This window comes from Flavobacterium seoulense (assembly GCF_000695795.1).
GTDB classification, from domain to species: Bacteria; Bacteroidota; Bacteroidia; order Flavobacteriales; family Flavobacteriaceae; genus Flavobacterium; species Flavobacterium seoulense.
Genome location: NZ_JNCA01000026.1, coordinates 55,015 through 75,402 on the forward strand (window position 1 = coordinate 55,015; position 20,388 = coordinate 75,402).

Sequence of the window (20,388 nt, forward strand, 5' to 3'; positions counted from 1 at the left end):
AGGAGAAAATAAAACGTTTTAATATAATATCAATGAAAATTAAATTCAATTATCTTCCATTTGTTGTCGGAATGCTTTCGGTTATCAATGTGAGTGCTCAGGAAAACAAATCAGGTTCGGTTTGGCCGGAAACTAAAAACGTAAGTAAACCATGGGCACGCTGGTGGTGGATGGGAAATGCAGTAGATAAGCCAAATATTAAATCAAGTTTAATTGATTTTGAAAAAGTGGGTATTGGAGGAGTTGAAATTACGCCTATTTATGGAGTAAAAGGACAAGAGAATAATTTTATTGATTATTTGTCGCCAAAATATATGGAAATGCTGGGCTACACAGTGAAAATTGCCGATAGTTTAGGTTTACAGGTCGATATGGTTTTGGGAACAGGTTGGCCTTACGGCGGACCTCAGGTTACGCTTCCTCATGCTGCAACTAAATTAGTTGTAGAAAAATATGAGGTTAAGAAAAACGAACAATTTAATAAAGAAATAAAAGCAGATCCTGCAAAAGAGAAAGTTCCGGCGCAATTGTTATCGGTTTCGGCTTATGGCGCTGATGGTTCTTATACTGATTTGACTTCTTTGTTAAAAGGAAATGTACTTAACTGGAAAGCTAAAAAAGCAGATTACACACTTTATGCTGTCTTTGCCGGAAAAACAGGTCAGCAGGTTAAACGTGCTGCTCCAGGTGGAAAAGGTTACACTTTAGATCATTATTCAGAAGAAGCGCTTAATGCTTATGTAGTTCCTTTTGATAAGGCATTAGTAGGATTTGAAGGGAAATTGAGAGCTATTTTTAATGATAGTTATGAAGTTTACGGGACTGATTTTACTCCGCTTTTTCTACAGGAATTTGAAAAACGTCGTGGATATGATTTGAAAAAATATCTGCCACAGTTGTTGAGTAAAGAAGATTCTGAAATGGGAAACAGAGTAAAGAGCGATTATAGAGAAACAATTTCGGATTTATTGCTGCATAAATTTGATTTGCCTTGGACTAAATGGGCGAATGCTAAAAATTATAAAACTAAATTACAAGCACATGGTTCGCCTGGAAATCTAATCGATTTATATGCTTCTTCAGATATTCCTGAATGTGAAACTTTTGGTTCAATGCCTTATGATATTCCGGGTTTTCGAAGAGAAAAAGAAGATATTAGAGAAGGTGATGCTGATCCTGTGATGTTGAAATTTTCTTCTTCAGCAGCACATATTTCAGGTAAACCATTAACATCTTCAGAAAGTTTTACCTGGTTGAGAGATCATTTTAAGACTGCTTTATCACAATGTAAACCGGAAGTGGAAGATTTAATGCTGAATGGAATTAATCATGTATTTCTTCATGGTTCCACTTATTCGCCTAAAGAAGCGCAATGGCCAGGATGGAAATTTTATGCTTCGGTAAATTTTAATGCGACAAATTCAATTTGGGAAGATGCTTCAGGATTGTTCAACTACATTGCTAATTGTCAGTCAATGTTGCAGGCAGGAAAGCCAGACAATGAAACTTTATTGTATTATCCTATTTATGATACCTGGGCAAAAAGCTTAGAAGGGAATTTATTTTTCCAATTCAAGATTCACTCATTGAAAGAATGGTTGCACGGAACTTCATTTTATGAAACTACTAAAAAATTAATGGCTAATGGTTATGGGGTTGATTTTATTTCGGATGCTTTTATTGCTCAGGCAAAAGTTGAAAACGGAATACTTGTGTTGCCTGGAGGTAAATACAAATCATTAGTGGTGCCAAATTGCGATAAAATGCCATTGGCTACTTTAGAAAAATTGATCGAATTGAAAAAATCAGGAGCCTCAATTATTTTCGAAGGATTGCCAGAATCGGTTCCGGGACTTAAAGATTATGAAGTTCAAAATACAAAATTAACGACATTACTTTCAGATAATAAATCTATTGTAACTCCGGTTAATGATTTGTTTAAAGCATTACAATCAGCTAATATTCAATCAGAAGATTTAGTAAAAACAGGATTGAAATTCATAAAAAGAGATATCAATGGAGAAAAAATTTATTATTTGGTAAATCATACACCTAAAACAATTGAAGGGTTTATTCCTTTGGCTATAGCCAACAAAGAAGTATTGATTTTAGATCCTTTGAATAGAAATGTAGGTAATGCGATAGTGAAAAAAGAAGGTCAAACTACTTTAGTGAAACTTCGTATCGAATCCGGAAAATCATTGATTTTAAAAACTGAAAGTACAGCTTCTGAAAAACCTTGGAACTACTATCAAAACGCATCGGAACCAATTGTTTTAAAAGGCGACTGGAAATTGACTTTTGAAAAAGGAGGACCAACTTTACCAGCTCCTGCAAAAGTAAGTTCGTTAGAATCATGGACTAAAATTAGTCCTGAAACGGAAGCTTTTTCAGGAACAGCATTGTACACTTTACAATTTGATGCGCCAAAAGTAGCTGCTGATAACTGGCAATTAAACTTAGGTGATGTTAGAGAAAGTGCTAAGATTTGGTTAAACGGAGCATATATCGGAGATGCCTGGTCAGTGCCTTTTACGATCAATTTAGGAAAGTTGAAAAAAGGTAAAAACGAATTAAAAGTTCAGGTGACAAATCTTTCGGCTAATAGAGTGATTGATATGGAGAAGAAAGGTCAGGAATGGAAGATTTTTTACGAAATCAATATGGTAGATAAAGATTATAACAAATTTGATGCTACAAAATGGAAGCCAATGCCTTCAGGATTATTAGGGCCTGTTACTATTACTCCTTTAAAAAATGAAACAAAATAATAATTAGTTTAAAAATATAAAACGTCCCAAGAGTTTTTGCTTTTGGGACGTTTTGTTTTTAAGATGGATTCTTGAGATTTTTTTACTTTTTAAACCATTTGGTATCTTTCATATTCTTGCTTGAATGAACAATAATAGAATCTGAAAGAGTTCCTTTTACATCGAGATTTGGAGAACTTGGTGTTTTAAAATCAATGTTTTCAAAAAGAATGTTTCTGGAATCTAAAAATGATAATGTGCTATTTTTTGCTGTAATTGAAATGTTTTTAAAAACGGCATTTTTAAGATCATGAGCATCGAAAAGTTCGTCACAGTTTACTTTAGCGTTTTCAATACTTAAATGATTCACTGGTGTTTCAGGAATACCAAAAACCTTGATGAAAGTGGTGCAGTTTTCGACAATAATATCTTTAATAGTAATGTTTTGAAATTTTGGTGTTAGTTTATTGATTGCTCTCGCTGGTAAACGAGCGGCTAAATCGCCAACACTACCCGATGAACCCAACATATCCCATTTTATGGCTGTTTGATCTAAATTCATTCGAATGCGTTCGTAAATAAGGTTTTCGCCGCCACCACCGCGTGATCTACGGGTTTTGAATCGGATTCCTACTCCCGAATCTTTAAAAACGCAATCGTGAACGTACAAATTTCGAATCATTCCTGCTGTTTCACTTCCACAGGTTATTCCGCCATGTCCTTTTAAAGCAAGACAGTAACGTACCACTATATTTTCGGTTGATTTATTCACTCTGATACCGTCTTCGCCTCTTCCGGCTTTCATAGTAAAACAATCATCGCCAGTACTTAAATTACAATATTCGATCAATACATTTTTAGTCGATTCAATATCAATTCCGTCACCACGAGGTGTTCCAACAGAATTAACTGTTATTCCACGAATAATCACATTGTCACAATAAATAGGAACGATATTCCAGAAAGCCGAATTTTCCAGAGAAACTCCTTCGATATATACTTTTTTACAATTGATAGGCGAAATAAACATTGGAGGAAAAATCCAATCTTGTTTGGTTCCATCAACAATTCTTTCGGCTACGGGAGTGTTTGGATCAATAACATTATCGATAACGTCTTTTGTTAAAATTCGGTCGCGAATAGAACCTTTTTGTGGTCCAATTAATTTTCCGTTTCCTGTAATGGCAATATTAGTAGCGCCATTAGCATAAATACAAGCTCCTAATGACATTACTTCAATTCCTTCAATTCGGGTAAAAACCACAGGAAGAAAATCTTTTATTTCGCCACTAAAAACTAATTGAGCACCACTTTCTAAATGAAAATTGATGTTGTCTTTCAGCTGAATTCTTCCGGTTAGCCATCTTCCGTTAGGAACCACAATTGTACCTCCGCCTTTGGCTGTTAGAGCATCAATAGCTTTTTGAATGGTAGTAGTGTTGATTTCAGTTGCCGAAAGTGTTAGTGTAACTCTTTCAGCGGGAAAAGTAGGTTTAGTAAATTGGATGGTTTTAAAAGGCGCTTTTACAGGCGCAATTTCTGCCGAAAGCATTTTTACACCCACTTCGTTTTCTGTTGGAATTTTCACAGCAACAGTTGGATTAATATTGTTTTTTTGTGTGTTACACGAGAACAATAGTGCAGTTACGATAGCTAAGAATGCTGTTTTTTTTAACTTCATATTTATGGGTTTTCTTGAAATTAGGGGTAATTTTTTCTTAAAGAAGAAAATTTTCAATGCAAAACTAATTATTAATTTTAATTTAGCAGGATGCAACAGGACAGGAAATAGATATTTCAATATTATTTTTACCTGATTATTTTATTATAGCAAAATATAAGCACTAAAATTCATTATTAATTCAAAAAAAAGAGAACATGAAGAAACTGGTTTTAATCTTTACATCCTTTTTATTGTACAGTTCAGTATCGGTTGCACAGCAAACTTTTGATAAAAAAGTAGTGCTTTCGCAAATGGAATTGGCCAATAAATATTTTATGGAAAAATGGACAGATGTAGGTAAAACAATTGTTACTAATAGAGAACGTCCAAGTAATATCTGGACAAGAGGAGTTTACTATGAAGGATTAATGGCATTGCACGAAATTTATCCAAAAGAAGCATATTATAAATATGCTTATGACTGGGCAGAATTCCATAAATGGGGTTTTAGAAACGGTAATGCTAATAGAAATGCCGATGATTATTGTGCAGCGCAAACTTATATCGATTTATATAATATTGAGCCAGATGCTAAAAAGCTAAAAAACACAAGACAATGTATTAATATGTTGTTGAATACGCCTCAGCTTGACGACTGGTCCTGGATTGATGCCATCCAAATGGGAATGCCGGTATTTGCTAAGTTAGGAGTTTTAGATAACGATAATCGTTATTACGAAAAAATGTACGACATGTACATGTATTCAAGAGACAAACACGGAGATCATGGTTTATACAACCCAAAAGACGGATTATGGTGGCGTGATGCCGATTTCGACCCTCCTTACAAAGAACCAAATGGAGAAGATTGTTACTGGAGCCGTGGAAACGGTTGGGTAATTGCTGCTTTAGCAAAAGTATTAACTATCGCTCCTGAAAATGTTCCGCACAGAGCGCAATATGTAAAGGATTTAAAAGCAATGGCAAAAGCATTAGTGCCAATTCAAAGACCTGACGGATTCTGGAATGTAAGTTTACATGATCCAACAAATTTTGGAGAAAAAGAAGCTTCTGGAACTGCTTTATTTGTTTACGGAATCGCTTACGGAATCAATAGTGGGATTTTAGACAAGAAAACTTATTTGCCAGTTGTTGAGAAAGCATGGAAAGCATTAACTACTGAAAGTTTACATTCTAATGGTTTCTTGGGTTATTTACAGTCTACTGGAAAAGAGCCAAAAGACGGTCAGCCGCTTACCTACGATAAGATTCCTGATTTTGAAGATTATGGATTAGGTTGTTTCTTGTTAGCAGGATCTGAGATCTATAAAATGAAATAGCAGCAATACTATTTTAAGTAAGTTTAAAATAGTTGGTAATACAGAAAAGGGAAGTTAATTAGCTTCCCTTTTTAATGGAAAATATTTTCGAAATTATGAAACATAGAATCGTACTTGTACTGGTTTTGTTAAACGGATTATTTGCTTTAGCTAAAGAAATTTATGTTGCTCCTGCTGGAAAAGACACTAATAACGGAAGTATAAAATCTCCAGTTGAAACTATAAAAAAAGCTCAGGAATTAGCTCAGGCTGGTGATGTTGTTTATATAAGAGGCGGTGTTTATACCATGCGGGAAGAGCAAGTTGCTGAAAAGAAATCCATTTGGGCATATGTAACTAAATTAGATAAAAACGGAATTTCATACTTGGCTTATCAAAATGAAAAACCTGTTTTTGATTATAAAAATGTCAAACCTGAAGGTCGTCGAATTATTGCTTTTTTAGTAGCAGGAAATAATATTCATATAAAAGGAATTGAGGTTACAGGTGTTCAGGTCACAATTAAAAAACATACGCAATCAGAATGTTTTGAAGTTCGCGGAAGTAATAATACGCTGGAACAATTAAGCATGCATGATAATATGGCTATCGGGGTTTATATGCTTAGCGGTTCGAATAATTTAATTTTAAATTGTGATGCTTACAACAATTATGATTCGGTTTCAGAAGGTGGAAAAGGCGGAAATAGTGATGGTTTTGGATGTCATCTTGAAAAAGGAAGCGTGAATAATGTTTTGAGAGGCTGCCGCGCCTGGTACAACAGCGACGATGGTTTTGATTTAATTAATAATGCTGAACCCGTTTTAATCGAAAATTGCTGGGCTTTTTATAACGGATATTCATCGGGTTTTGTTCCAAGAGCTGATGGAAACGGATTTAAAGCCGGAGGATATGGAAAAGGAAAAAATCCATACAATGAACTGATTGAAAAATATGTTCCAATTCCTAAAAATACCATTCGGTTTTGTTTGGCAGTTAAAAATAAACAAAGCGGATTTTATGCAAATCATCATTTAGAAGGAAATTATTGGTATAATAATACAGCTTATTTAAATAAAAGAAATTATAATATGCTCAATTGTGTTGCATTGAATCCAACAGATTTTGGAACAGATGGACCGGGATGGAATCACGAAATGGCTAATAATTTGGGTTTTGCTGCAACCGTGGCCGAATTGACAGATATTGATAAGTCAAGATGTATTTTGAAAAATAATTATTTCGATTTAAAAAATAGTACAGTTACTGCTGCTGATTTTTTAAGTCTTGACGAAAGTTTATTAATGGCGCTAAGACAAGCTGATGGAAGTCTTCCGGAAATTAATTTTTTGAAATTGAATCCTGCCAGTAAACTTATAAATGCGGGAACTGATATCGGATTTCCATTTAAAGGTACAGCTCCAGATTTGGGATGTTTTGAACAAAAATGAAAATAATCAAATTTGATATTTTTGTTTAAATTGCATTCGTTTAAAATAAAATTAATTAACTAAAAACCATAGAAATAGAATTTTACATTAAAAAGATGAATAAAAATAAAAAGACATTATTTTTTGGACTGGTACTTTTTTTAGGTATTTCCATCAACAGCTTTTCTCAGGAAAATACAGCATTCCCTTTATGGGATAAAATTCCGGGAGCTATTAAAAATGAAAAACATGTTGAAAATTCCCGATTAGATGCTAATGGGAACGTGACAGGAGTTGATAAGGTTTCGATTCCAACTTTAACTCCTTTTTTGGTTTCGAATAATAATAAGAAAAATGCTGCTGTGGTGGTTTGTCCCGGAGGCGGATACAGTCATTTAGCTATGGATAAAGAAGGAATTAAAGTAGCAAAATGGCTTAATTCTATTGGGGTTTCGGCTTTTGTTCTTAAATATCGTTTGCCATCAGACGAAATTATGAAAGATAAAAATGTTGGTCCATTGCAAGATGCACAAGAAGCTATCAGGGTATTACGCAAGAATGCTGCAAAATGGAATTTGGATGAAACAAAAATTGGAATTATAGGTTTTTCTGCCGGAGGGCATTTGGCTTCAACAGCATCTACACATTTTTTAGATAAAGTATATGATTCGAAAGGAGATATCAGTGCACGTCCTGATTTTTCGGTATTGATTTATCCGGTAATTTCAATGGAAGACGGAATTACGCACAATGGTTCGAAAGTAAGTTTGCTGGGAAAAACAGCTTCGGCTGATTTGATTGCTAAATATTCGAATGAAAAACAAGTGAACGAAAATACGCCGCCAACATTCTTAGTTCATGCTACTGATGATCGTGCGGTTCCTGTAGAAAATAGTATCAATTATTATTTGGCTTTAAAGAAAAATAAAGTACCTGCCGAAATGCATATTTATGAAAATGGAGGTCATGGTTTTGGATTAGGTAACAAAGGAACAAATACAGATTGGTCAGCTTCTTTAGAGCATTGGTTAATTGCTAATAAGATTATCGCTGAAAAATCAGCTTATATTTTTTCTTATTTTAAAGGAAATGGCGAAGATGGATTGCATTTAGCTTACAGTGAAGATGGTTATAAATGGCAATCGCTTAAAAATGACGCTTCTTTTTTAACTCCCGAAGTTGGAAAAGATAAGTTGATGAGAGATCCTTGTGTTATTAAAGGCGGCGATGGATTGTACCACATGGTCTGGACGGTAAGCTGGACAGATAAAGGAATAGGATATGCTTCTTCTAAAGATTTAATTCATTGGTCTAAGCAGGAATTTTTGCCTGTTATGGCTCATGAAACCGGTACTCGTAATACCTGGGCTCCTGAAATTACTTATGATGAAGCTAATAAAGAATATATGATTTACTGGGCAACTACTGTTGATGGAAAATTTACTGAAACACAATCAACAGAAGAGAAAGGATATAATCACAGAATATATTACACGACTACAAAAGATTTTAAAACTTACAGTCCTACAAAATTACTTTATGAGCCTGGCTTTAATGTAATTGATTCTTCTATTTTAAAAGATGATAAAGGATTTATTATGTTTTTAAAAGATGAGACGAAAGTTCCTGTACAAAAAAATCTTAAAGTAGCTTACAGTGATAAATTAACTGGGCCTTATAGTAAAGCAAGTGCTCCAATTACAGGAAATTATTGGGCCGAAGGACCAACTGCTATTAAAATTGACGGTCAATGGATTGTGTATTTTGATAAATATCGAGATCATAAATATGGAGCTGTAAAACAAACGGCTACTGGGTGGGAAGATATCTCAGATAAAGTGGTTTTTCCAGCAGGTACACGTCATGGAACTGTAATTGAAGTTCCAAGATCAATTCTGTCACAACTTTTGAAAGAGTAATTTTGTACTAAAGAGTATAGAAACCCTACTAAAAACAATTTGTTTTAGTAGGGTTTCTGTTTTATATGTTTTGTTAAAAATGGAATTTCTAGATTGTATATTTACAATTGAAAGATTAAACTTTCAAAAAATATTAAAGAATTTGTAGTTAGTAAATGCTTTTTTTGTAAATATGATATTTTTTTTATCATTAAATAGTGTTTGTTGCTCTGTTTGTAGTTTTTTTCGGTTTTCATCCTAGAATTATTTCTATATTTGGAAATCGATTACAACTTATTATTTGAAATATTACTTTTTTGAGACTAAAATAGGGGAGATTTTACAAGTGAAAAAGTAGAATATAATTGATATGGAGATGGAAAAGTTTTTGACAAAAGAGATGACGGATGAAGGGGTTACATTTTCAATGAGTTTAAGTGAAAACTCAAGAATCCCTAAATACAAACAAATTGTTGATTCTATAATTGATAGTATTGCTACTGGAAAAATACAAATGGATCAAAAGTTGCCTTCCATTAATATGCTTAGTGAAGAATTCTATCTTTCCAGAGATACTGTCGAAAAAGCCTATAATATTTTAAAGAAAAGAAAGATCATAACTCCTATTCGTGGAAAAGGATATTATGTTACTCGTACTAAATTAATTGCTAAAGTCAATGTACTTTTTTTAATTAACAAGTTGAGTTCTTATAAGATGAGAATTTACAATTCCTTTATTAATAACATAGGCGGAAATTCTCAAACTGATTTACATATCTATCATTGCGACCAGACTTTATTCCTGAATTTAATAGACAAATATTTAGGAGCTTATGATTATTATGTAATTATGCCTCATTTTAAAACGGATAATCTCACTCATTTTAGTTCAGGAGAAGATGTTTTAGAGGCAATTAATAAAATTCCAAAAGACAAATTAGTTATTTTAGATAATAACAAGGGAATTCAGGATTCTGTGATTGAAGTTTGTCAGGATTATGAAAACGATATTTATGGTGCTTTGAAACAAGGAATTGAAAAAATTTCCAGATACAATAAATTAATTTTAATTTATCCTGAAAGTTCTGTTTATCCTTATCCAAGAAGAATTCTAAATGGATTTAAACGATTTTGCGTAGATTCCGGATTAGAATATGAAGTGCTAAGAGAAGTTTATGATGATATAGTCTTAAAAAAAGGAGATTTGTTTATTACTATAGAAGAATCAGATTTGGTGAGTCTTGTAAAACAAATTAGAGATAAAAATTTTGAACTAGGAAGAGAAATAGGTGTTATATCTTATAATGATACTCCACTGAAAGAATTACTCGGGATTACAGTAGTTTCCACTGATTTTAAAATGATGGGAGCAACAGCAGCAAGTATGATTTTGAATAAAGAATCTGGTAAAATTAAAAATCCTTTCAATTTTATTGATAGAAATTCAATTTAATATTAAGATTTGTTTAAATCATGATATAAAAAAAGGAGGTCAATTTGACCTCCTTTTTTAGTAGCTTAAAATGTGATTTAATACCCAGGATTTTGCATTGCAGCTTTTTCTGCTGCTGTTAATGGTCTTCCTTGTGTATATATTCCATCAAGAAACGTTTGTGGTATAGGACGTATATTGTGAAAATCTTTGATATTTGGAGCTGCATCAGGATTGTAAGCTTTTGCTCTGGCTATTAAAGTTTTGGTTCTGCTTAAATCTTCCCAACGGTGAAATTCTCCACAAAGTTCTCTGGTACGTTCATTTAAAATTAAACATAGCATTCTGTCATAATCGCTAGAGTATCCTAATTTTGTTATTACTGCTTGATCAGCTGCTGGTAATGCACTAATGCTTGCAATAGTTAAAGTAGTTGCTGCAGTAGTGTTTGCTATGTTGTTTGATTCATAATATGAATTTTCAGCAATAAATGAACTAGCTCTTCCTCCTTGAACTGCAGTTGTCCAGGCAGCAGATCCGTCAGTGTAAGCAGCGCGATCTTCTCCTGTTTTATAAGCACCACGATTACGTACAATATTAATGTAGCTTAAAGCATCACTATAAGAACCTGTTCCTAGTTTAGCTAATCTAATTTTTGCTTCTGCAGCCATTAAATAAGTTTCTGCTGAACGGGCTAGTATAATGTCACGGCTTCCTTTTGTAGCATTGAAATCAAGTCTGGAACCATCCATATATTTACTTAATGATGGAAATCTAACATCTTTCATCAATCCAAAATTATCAGCTGCATAAGCTACAAATACACTAGGAATTACTTTTCCAGTTTTAGCATAAACTATTGTACCATCATTTCTGGTTTTTGCAAATCTTGTATCGGTAGGGCTGTTCATTATATACATGATACCTAAATCGCCATTAACATAAATGCTTCCTGATACTCTATTATTTACAATGCTTTTTGTTTGAAAGCTTTTCCAAAAACGAGAATCGTTTACTTTGTCATAAATGTCATAAGTAAAATAAGTAGGAGCTAGACGGCTAAATGGTCGTCCTCCAGCAGTATTACGAATCATTTGAGGTAATTGATCGTACGTAGATAAGAAGTACAAGTGCTGTTGATTTCCTCCAGTTGTTAACTGATTTGAATTGAAGTCAGCAGATAAAATTAATTCGGATAATTTTTCGTTTGCTCCGTCAGCTGCTTTAAAGTCCCATAGATTAACATAATTTGGCGCTAATGCGTGGCGAGAAATCACTTCGTCAGATAAGGTAACTACTTGTTGTAAGTCGGCTAATTTAGTTGTTGAATTCCAAGCATCATTGATTTCACTAGCTCGAGTTAAATAAGCTTTAGCCAAATAGTGAGCAGCTGCATCTTTTGTTATTTTATTTGGTCCGCCTGTATTTGATAGTAAGTTGTAGGCTTGTGTAAAATCAGTAATGACCTGTTTTAGAACGTCTTCAGCTGAAGCTCTTGTAAATTCTAATTGTACAACATTGCTTGTTTTTAGATTTATTGGTACACCTCCATATTGTCTTACTAATTTTAAATAATTATAAGCTCTCATAAAATGAGCTTCTCCTAAGGCAACTTTTTTGATGGCATCGTTAGTTGATGTAATCGCATTGATTGACTCAATTAGTTGATTAGTGTTTCCAATTCCAATATATAAATTGTCCCAATTGGTATTGGCAGCAACAGTATTAGAGTTAGATACAGTTACAAAAGATCCAAATCCAGAGGCATAGGAATTCCATAATCCATTTGATGGGTCACCTCCAACATGAAATTCATCGGTTCCCGATTCGTTTGCGGTAAGAGGAACTTCTCTATTCATATCTAATGCAAAAACTTGATAATAGGTTCCAACAGATAAAGCTTGAATCCCTTCTTCGGTTTTTAAGTATCCTGAATTGTATCCGGTTTTTAATTTTTCGTCTAGAAAATCTTCACTACAAGAGCTGCTAAATCCTAATGTTGCTAGTAATATTAGGTTGATATATAGTTTTTTATAATTTTTCATGATTGTTTTTTTTAGAATTGAACATTTAACCCTAATGTAAATCCTCTATTAGAATAAGTAGTTCTGGTATCTAAGTCTACCCATTTTACTTTAGAGAAAATCATACCTGGATTAGCTGCTTGCAAATAAATTCGTAGTCTGGAAAGTCCTAATTTTTCTACTAAGTCTTGTTCGAAATTATAGCCCAAAGAGATATTTCTTATTTTTAAGAAAGAACCGTTTCTGTAGCCTAAAATAGGATTGTATAAATCACCTGTCCCAGCTGAGAAAATAGGCTTTTGATATTCTGCATTAGTATTGTCATCAGTGTAATAATCTAATTTTCTTTGGCTGGTTTTTCCACTTAAATTTTCTCCTCCAGCATCATATAGGTATCCCATACGACCATATATAAAGATGGATAATTCGATATTTTTAAAATTAAAAGTATTAGTTAAACCTGTTATGAATTTTGGTTCAGTACTTCCTAGAACTACACGATCGTTATTAGCATCAATTTTATAATCTCCATTTTGATCAACGGGTCTTGCGTTTCCAAAAGTAAAAACAGTACTACCAGCAGCTGCGTTGAATTTAGCCATTTCTGCAGCATCTTCTGGTCTCCAAATTCCATTAGATTCAAAACCATAAATAATACCTGGAGAATATCCTATAAATCTTGTGTTAAGGATGTCATCTTGTTTACCATTTTGTAGTTCAACTATTCTACTTTTTTGCCAAGAAGCACTTAGACTTGAAGTCCATTCAAAATTGGCTGTTTTAACATTTATGGTATTCAATGTAAGTTCAACTCCATTTCCTTCAGTTTTTCCAATATTGGCAAGAGTTTTGTCGTAACCAATAACTGTTGGGATACTTCTTAATAATAATAAATCTTTGGTTTTAGAAGTATAATATTCTAAACTTCCTGAAATTCTATTACTAAATAGTCCAAAGTCAATACCATAGTTATATTGAGTTGTTTTTTCCCAACCTAGTTCGCTGTTTGGTAACTTTAAGTTAGTTAGAACTCCTGAAGATGTTGAATAAAGTACTTGTCCTAATGGTGGTTGTGTTTCATAGGCCGGTACTGCAGCATTACCCGTTACCCCATATCCGGCTCTAAGTTTTAATGCATTAAGCCAGGAAATATTTTGTAAGAACTCTTCTTTGTCGATTCGCCAAGCTAAAGAGGCACTTGTAAATTGATCTCTTCGGTTTAATTTTGCTAATTGAGAAGCTGAGTCATAACGTAGAGATGCTGTTAATAGATATTTGTCGTCATAACCATAAGTTAATCTACCCATGTAAGAGAATAAACCGGTTTCAATAAGATTTGAAGAGTATGCATTTAAAGTTACATTTTCTTTAGTTAAAGCATTCCATTTGTTATCTACGTTTTTAATATTTTCAGCAGACATAGAGCTTTCTTCGTTAGAATATTGTGTTTTACTTTGTAATAAAGTAATGCCAAAATCGTGTTTGCCTATTGTTTTGTTATATAAAATTAGATTATCTAAAGTGTAAGAGATGGTTTGGTTTTTTGCCAATAAAGCAAAACTGGTTCCAGAACGAGCAGACGATAAACCGTTTAAGAATGCTCCATTTCTGTAAGAAGTGATATCAGGACCAAAATTTACGCGGTATTTTAAACCGTCTAACTTGGATGAAAATCCTCCAAAATCTAATTGACCATAAAAACTACCAAAAGCACGTAAGGTTACACGTTGGTCTTGAGAATATTTGTATTCTTCATAAACGTTTCTAATAGTTGAATCTCCCCCAGGGTTTTGAATTCTATTTCCATTAGCATCTAGTGGTACTGCGTAAGGTAGATTTTGTCTTGCAGTTTGGTATATCCCGTCTGATGACGCTACTGCAGATCTACCAGCATTAGATAATCCGTATTCGTTCACAGCATAACTTGTGTTTAGGTTAGCTCCCATAGAAAACCATTTTGTTGGAGTAATATCAATGTTTACAGAACCATTGTAACGTTTGAAACCTTGTCCTTTTAATGTTCCTGTGTTTTCAAGATATCCGAAAGATCCATACGCTTTCATTTTTTCTGAACCTCCACTAACGCTTAAAGTGTGTTGTTGAGTCACTCCTGTCTGTGTGACAAATTTTGTCCAGTCGGTTGTGCTTACTTTTGAACCATCCCAAGTTCCAGTAGCCCATCCTTTTTCTATATTAGCCCATGCAGCAGGATCTGCAGTGTCTAAAAATATAGTTCGGTCATTCGCTATAGTTGGCGCATTTCCTGGAGCAAAAGCAGAAGGGTTTGAGTAATATCTAGCCCAACGACGTAATTCAATGTATTCTGCAGCATTCATCAGTGGAGCAAATTCATGAATTTTTTCGGTCGTCACTGCTGTGTCGTAGTTTATGGTGAATTTTCCGTTTTTTCCTTTTTTGGTTGTAACAATAATAACTCCATTTGCTCCACGAGATCCATAAATTGCTGTTGCTGATGCATCTTTTAATACGTCAATAGATTCTATATCACTTGGATTAATGAAGTCGATGCTCCCTCCAACTTGTGATACTTTTCCATCTGAATCAGTACTTGCTCTTGAGTTTAGAGGAATTCCATCTACTACATAAAGTGGAGAGTTAAAAGCAGCAATAGAACGGGACCCACGAATATTGATATTGCCAACAGTTCCAGGGCGTTCATTAGAACCAATATCCACCCCTGCAGCTTTTCCTTGCATAGCCTGAACAGCATTTTGTACAGGTCTGGATTCTATTTCTTTAGCACCAACACTAACAATTGATCCTGTTAAATCTTTCTTTTTTCTGGTTCCGTAACCTACAACTACTACTTCTTCTAGTTTTGCTCCTTCTTCTTCTAATTTTACATTAATATTTTTTTGGTTGCTTACTTTTATTTCAGAGCTTTTCATCCCGATAAAAGAAACGACAAGAACATCTTCTGGTTTTGCTTTGATGGCAAACTTACCATCTAAATCTGTTTGAACTCCATTGGTTGTGTTTTTGATTAATACATTGGCTCCTGGTATAGGCATGCCTGTGTTGTCTTTGATTGTTCCTGTGATAGTATTGGTTTGTGCTAAGGCAGTCATACTGATTAGCATGATGCTGTAAAAAACCAGATACTTTAAGAAAGAATGTTTCATAAAAAATAATTTTGGTTAAATAATTAGGTTGTGTATATGTGGTTGAAACTTCGTATATCTTAAAAAATTTAAGATATAATTTAAAAGTACAAAAAAATATCATTAAATAATTGTTAATATGAAAAATAATTTAACTTTTTTTTAACCTGTATTCTGCAGGTTGTTTTTGTAAAAAAATGTCTATGGAATTGAGATTTGCAGTCTATTATTTAAGAAAATGTACTGATAGTGTTGGTTTTTTTGAAGAATTATGTTTTTTTCTTAAAAATGTATTTTGTAGTAATTATTTGGTATTATTTTTGGTAAAATGAAAATTTACAATTTGTTAAAGACTTGTGAATTGATTTTAGCTCTTAAATATTGTAATTTTTTACACTGCCTAACAGTGCAGGATACTAATTTGGGCTTAATACAATACTTTAGGCGATTATTTATAAATAAATACCATATTCTATGATTCAAAAAAACAAGATAATTTGTTTACTCCTTATATTGTATAGTTTTAATGTAACAATTGCGGGAACTGTTTCTGAAAAAAATAAAATTGAAACACCAAAATCAATAGGAAAGCAAATTTTCTATTTTGGTAAAAAAGCTAAAAAAAGTAAAGAAGCGAAAATAATTACTACTTCTGTAAAATTTGATTCCACTTTAGGTTATGGTTTCGATTTTAATACTGCAGCAAATGTGAAATTAAATTCGGATTCATTTATTATTGAAGCACCTACCTATTTTTCCGTGCAGCTTCCTGAAGGTAATTATCAGGTTTCGGTAACTTTTGGAAGTAAAACCCAAAATACAAATACTACCATTAAAGCAGAATCCAGAAGATTGTTTTTAGATCAAGAAAAACTAAAAAAAGGAGAAACGGATACCAAAATCTTTAATATAAATGTTAGAACTCCTAAAATTGATGCTACTTCTGAGATTCAATTAAAAGAAAGAGATTTTGGTCAGTTAAATTGGGACGAAAAATTAACCTTAGAATTTCTAGGAACAGTCGAAATAAAAACTATCAGTATTACTCCAATAACTAATGTTAAAACCGTTTATTTAGCCGGAGATTCTACCGTTACTGATCAGGATTTAGAGCCTTGGGCTTCCTGGGGACAATTTATCACTAATTATTTTGACGAAAATGTTGTAGTGGCTAATTACGCAGTTTCTGGATCAACATTGCGTTCTTTTAAGTCTAGTTTACGTTTGAAGAAAATTTTGTCTCTTATCAAACCGGGAGATTATTTAATAGTCGAATTTGCTCATAATGATGAGAAAGAAAAAGGGGAAGGAATTGGACCATGGGATTCTTATTCGGCTTCTATTCGTGAATATGTTCAGGCTGCCAGAGATAAAGGAGCAATTCCTATTTTAGTTACTCCGGTGCAGCGTCGTTTTTTTAATGCTGACGGAACTTTAAAACCAACACACGGCGATTATCCTGATGCAATGCGAAAAGTAGCTCAGGAAATGAATGTTCCATTAGTTGATATTACAAAATTAACGACTACTTTATATGAAAGCTGGGGCGATGAACCGTCGAGAAAAGCTTTTGTGCAATATCCGGCGAATACTTTTCCGGGACAAAAAGAAAAATTAGAAGACAATACTCATTTTAATTCTTTTGGAGCCAATGAAATTGCACTTTGTGTTATTAAAGGTTTGCAAGATTTAAATAATCCATTGGCTAATTATTTTATAAAAGGCTTACCTCAATATAATCCAAATAATCCGAATGTTTTTGCAAAATGGACGCTGCCAATGAGCAATCGTTTTGAAACTGCAAAACCAGACGGAAATTAATTCTTTAATCAAATTTTATGTTTTTTAAAAAATCATTACAAGCTGTTGCTACCTTATTTCTTTCGTTTTTATGCGGATTGAATGCGAATGCACAGCAAACTAAAAAAGTGTTCCTTTCGGGAACAGATTTTGAACATCCCGTAAAATGGGATTTTATGGTTACTGGAGGAAACAACAGTAAACAATGGTCTAAAATAAATGTGCCGTCAAACTGGGAATTAGAAGGTTTTGGAGAATATACTTATGGTCGTTGGTACAAAGAATTGAACCAAAAAGAGCCAAGTAAAGAAGAAGGTTTCTACAAACACGAATTTCAAATTTCAGCTTCAGATAAAGGAAAAACTATTTACATCGTCTTTGGTGCAGCCATGACTGATACCGAAGTGAAAATCAACGGAAAATCAGCGGGACCAATTCATCAGGGTGGTTTTTACGAATTTAAATATGATATTTCTTCTTTGTTGAATTATGGAGGGACGAATGTTTTAGAAGCACATGTTTCGAAACATTCGGCTAATAACTCCGTAAATGCTGCCGAAAGAAAAGCTGACTGGTGGCTTTTTGGCGGAATTTATCGTCCGGTTTGGTTAGAAATTAAAGCAGCCGAAAATATCGCTCATGTTGCTGTTGATGCTAAGATGGACGGAACTTTAAATGCACATTTAGAATTGCAGAATGTTTCGCAAAAAAGTACGGTTGTTGCCTCGATTACAGCCGATGGAGATAATAAAGTTATTGGAACGCATTCATTCGATATTAATGCAAAAGAAGCTAAAAAAGCTATTAGTATGCAGTTTCCAAATATAAAGCCTTGGAGTCCGGAAACGCCTAATTTGTACAATCTAAAATTAGAATTGAAACAAAACGGAAAAACGATTCACGAAATTACAGAACGCATAGGTTTTAGAACTTTAGAATTCATCAAAAAAGACGGAATCTATGTAAATGGTAAAAAGATTATCATGAAAGGAGTAAACCGTCATGAAATTTGGCCGGAATCAGGTAGAAGTACCAGCAAACGTTTAAGCATCATGGATGTGAATTTGCTAAAAGATATGAATATGAATGCTGTGCGTGGTCATTATCCAGCCGATAGTCATTTTTTACAGGTTTGCGATTCATTAGGAATTTTTGTTTTAGACGAATTAGCGGGTTGGCAAAATTCCTATGATACTGCGACAGGAACCAAATTAGTTACAGAAATGGTAACGCGAGATGTGAATCATGCATCAGTTATTATTTGGGATAATGGAAACGAAGGCGGATGGAATTATAATGTAGATAAAATTTTCAACGATTTAGATCCGCAAAAACGTATTGTAATTCATCCTTGGTCTGACTTTGATGGTTGGGATGCGCATCATTATCCCGCCTATCAAACAGGAATTCACCGATTTGTAAAGGGAGAAAATGTTTTCTTTCCAACAGAGTTTATGCACGCTACTTATGACAATGGAGGAGGGGCAGGACTGGAAGATTTTTGGAATCACTTTAAAGAAAGTCCGTTGTTTGCAGGTGGATTTATCTGGGTTTTTTGTGACGAAGCAGTGAAGAGATCTGATTGGACAGGAAAAGAACAATTTGATTCGAAAGGTTCTTTGGCTGCCGATGGAATTTTGGGACCTCACCGTGAAAAAGAAGGCAGTTTTTATGCTATTAAGGAAATTTGGGCGCCAATTCAATTTTCTCCGGTAAGTATTACATCAAAATTTGATGGCACATTTTTTATAAGTAACGATTATATTTTTAGTAATCTAAATACTTGTACAATGGAATACCGAGTAGTTAAGGCTAATAAAGACGCGCTGTATTCTAAAAATGAGAATTCGGTTTTAGATAAAGGAAAAATTGAAATTCCAAGTATCGAACCAGGTGAAAAGACGAAAATAAAAATTCCGGTTTCGGCTAATTTTTTCGAAGGAGATTTAGTCGAAATCACAGCACATGATCAACACGGAAGAGAAATTTACACCTGGACCTGGACAATTCACAAAGCAGATTATTTTGCAGAGAAGTTTTTGCAAAAAAATGAAACAAAAGCTAAAGTGAGTATTAAAGATGAAGGGGCTTCAGTTGCATTAATTAGTAAAGATGTTCAGGTTGCATTTGACAAGAAAACAGGAAAAATTCTTTCGGTTAAAAACAAAAACGGAATTGTTCCTTTAACTAATGGACCTACTCCAATTGGGATGATTGCCGAAGTGAAAAATGTAGAATCGGCTGTAGAAAATAATGCGGCTGTGCTTACAGTAAATTATAAAGGCGGAATCAAAAAAATAAAATGGACCATGACTGCCGATAGCCGATTGAAAATGGAAATGTTAGCATTAAAAGATGCTGGTGCTAACAACGGTTTTGATGGTGCTTTTTTCCAGGATAAAGTAGATGCTTTTGGTATCACTTTTGATTTTCCTGAGGAAGGAGTCGAGAGCATGAAATGGTTTGGAAAAGGGCCTTATCATGTTTGGAAAAACAGAATTCAAGGAACTACTCATGGCGTTTGGGAAAAAGAATACAATCAAACGATTCCCGGAGAAAGTTTTGAAAATATGATTTTGCCGGAATTTAAAGGCTATCATGCTGATTTTTACGCAGGAGCTTTGAAAGCAAAAGGGAATAATAGTTTCAAAATGTTTGCTGCTTCCGAGAAAGTGTTCTTAAGATTATTTACACCGGATTTACCTAAAAATGCTTTTGAAGGTGCTTATCCGCAACCGGCTTTCCCTGAAGGAAATATTTCGTTTATGTATGAGATTCCGGCAATGCGTGATTTTAAACCTATTGAACACCATGGACCTCACAGTCAGCCTGCGAGTATTCGAATAAAAAGTGGCGACGAAGGAATTCAGATGAATTTATGGTTTGATTTTAGATCAGATAAGAAGTAATAGTAATTTATTTTGCCACGAATGCACGAATGAATTTTTAA

The 20,388-nt window shown here is 33.7% G+C and carries 10 protein-coding genes; 7 read left to right on the forward strand and 3 right to left on the reverse strand.

Annotated elements, in window-relative coordinates; all coding sequences use genetic code 11:
* The first annotated feature begins 32 nt into the window (after window positions 1-32).
* The gene (locus tag FEM21_RS13290) at window positions 33-2,771 is read left to right on the forward strand and encodes a glycosyl hydrolase (RefSeq protein ID WP_035661218.1); all 2,739 of its coding nucleotides are present in this window, start codon (window positions 33-35) and stop codon (window positions 2,769-2,771) included.
* Between the two features lie 82 nt (window positions 2,772-2,853).
* Here FEM21_RS13290 and FEM21_RS13295 read toward each other — a convergent pair whose 3' ends face one another.
* A complete protein-coding gene (locus tag FEM21_RS13295; protein WP_035661223.1) occupies window positions 2,854-4,431 on the reverse strand; it encodes a glycoside hydrolase family 28 protein in 1,578 nt (525 codons plus the stop codon).
* A 197-nt stretch (window positions 4,432-4,628) separates the two neighbouring features.
* On the opposite strand from FEM21_RS13295, the gene FEM21_RS13300 reads away from it, so the two are divergent.
* The 4 genes from FEM21_RS13300 (at window position 4,629) to FEM21_RS13315 (ending at window position 10,513) form a co-directional block, all read left to right on the forward strand.
* Window positions 4,629-5,753 (forward strand): glycoside hydrolase family 88/105 protein, encoded by a 1,125-nt coding sequence (locus FEM21_RS13300; RefSeq protein WP_035661225.1) that lies wholly within the window; start codon window positions 4,629-4,631, stop codon window positions 5,751-5,753.
* A gap of 95 nt (window positions 5,754-5,848) precedes the next feature.
* A complete protein-coding gene (locus tag FEM21_RS13305) occupies window positions 5,849-7,183 on the forward strand; it encodes a right-handed parallel beta-helix repeat-containing protein (protein ID WP_035661265.1) in 1,335 nt (444 codons plus the stop codon).
* A 95-nt stretch (window positions 7,184-7,278) separates the two neighbouring features.
* Window positions 7,279-9,081 carry a prolyl oligopeptidase family serine peptidase gene (locus tag FEM21_RS16460; RefSeq protein WP_081824705.1) on the forward strand — a complete coding sequence of 601 codons (1,803 nt, stop codon included), beginning with the start codon at window positions 7,279-7,281 and terminating at the stop codon, window positions 9,079-9,081.
* A gap of 379 nt (window positions 9,082-9,460) precedes the next feature.
* Window positions 9,461-10,513 (forward strand): GntR family transcriptional regulator, encoded by a 1,053-nt coding sequence (locus FEM21_RS13315; RefSeq protein ID WP_035661268.1) that lies wholly within the window; start codon window positions 9,461-9,463, stop codon window positions 10,511-10,513.
* Between the two features lie 77 nt (window positions 10,514-10,590).
* Here FEM21_RS13315 and FEM21_RS13320 read toward each other — a convergent pair whose 3' ends face one another.
* A complete protein-coding gene (locus tag FEM21_RS13320; RefSeq protein WP_035661230.1) occupies window positions 10,591-12,537 on the reverse strand; it encodes a RagB/SusD family nutrient uptake outer membrane protein in 1,947 nt (648 codons plus the stop codon).
* Window positions 12,538-12,548: 11 nt separating this feature from the next.
* On the reverse strand, window positions 12,549-15,659 hold the full coding sequence (locus FEM21_RS13325; RefSeq protein ID WP_035661232.1) for a SusC/RagA family TonB-linked outer membrane protein: 3,111 nt from the start codon (window positions 15,657-15,659) through the stop codon (window positions 12,549-12,551).
* Window positions 15,660-16,112: 453 nt separating this feature from the next.
* Between FEM21_RS13325 and FEM21_RS13330 the strand changes: the two genes are divergently transcribed.
* Together FEM21_RS13330 and FEM21_RS13335 are read left to right on the forward strand one after the other, a co-directional pair.
* Entirely contained in the window at window positions 16,113-17,459 is a 1,347-nt protein-coding gene (locus FEM21_RS13330) for a rhamnogalacturonan acetylesterase (RefSeq protein WP_081824706.1), read from the forward strand.
* A 17-nt stretch (window positions 17,460-17,476) separates the two neighbouring features.
* Complete coding sequence (locus FEM21_RS13335; RefSeq protein ID WP_051627604.1) at window positions 17,477-20,347, forward strand: glycoside hydrolase family 2 TIM barrel-domain containing protein; 2,871 nt, start codon at window positions 17,477-17,479, stop codon at window positions 20,345-20,347.
* Window positions 20,348-20,388 lie beyond the last annotated feature (41 nt).

What these genes read in the sequence shown, in the direction of transcription:
- FEM21_RS16460 (WP_081824705.1), top strand. Translation starts at nt 7,279, where the DNA reads ATGAATAAAAATAAAAAGACATTATTTTTTGGACTGGTACTTTTTTTA.
- FEM21_RS13290 (WP_035661218.1), top strand. Translation starts at nt 33, where the DNA reads ATGAAAATTAAATTCAATTATCTTCCATTTGTTGTCGGAATGCTTTCG.
- FEM21_RS13335 (WP_051627604.1), top strand. Translation starts at nt 17,477, where the DNA reads ATGTTTTTTAAAAAATCATTACAAGCTGTTGCTACCTTATTTCTTTCG.
- FEM21_RS13320 (WP_035661230.1), bottom strand. Translation starts at nt 12,537, where the DNA reads ATGAAAAATTATAAAAAACTATATATCAACCTAATATTACTAGCAACA.
- FEM21_RS13315 (WP_035661268.1), top strand. Translation starts at nt 9,461, where the DNA reads ATGACGGATGAAGGGGTTACATTTTCAATGAGTTTAAGTGAAAACTCA.
- FEM21_RS13330 (WP_081824706.1), top strand. Translation starts at nt 16,113, where the DNA reads ATGATTCAAAAAAACAAGATAATTTGTTTACTCCTTATATTGTATAGT.
- FEM21_RS13325 (WP_035661232.1), bottom strand. Translation starts at nt 15,659, where the DNA reads ATGAAACATTCTTTCTTAAAGTATCTGGTTTTTTACAGCATCATGCTA.
- FEM21_RS13300 (WP_035661225.1), top strand. Translation starts at nt 4,629, where the DNA reads ATGAAGAAACTGGTTTTAATCTTTACATCCTTTTTATTGTACAGTTCA.
- FEM21_RS13305 (WP_035661265.1), top strand. Translation starts at nt 5,849, where the DNA reads ATGAAACATAGAATCGTACTTGTACTGGTTTTGTTAAACGGATTATTT.
- FEM21_RS13295 (WP_035661223.1), bottom strand. Translation starts at nt 4,431, where the DNA reads ATGAAGTTAAAAAAAACAGCATTCTTAGCTATCGTAACTGCACTATTG.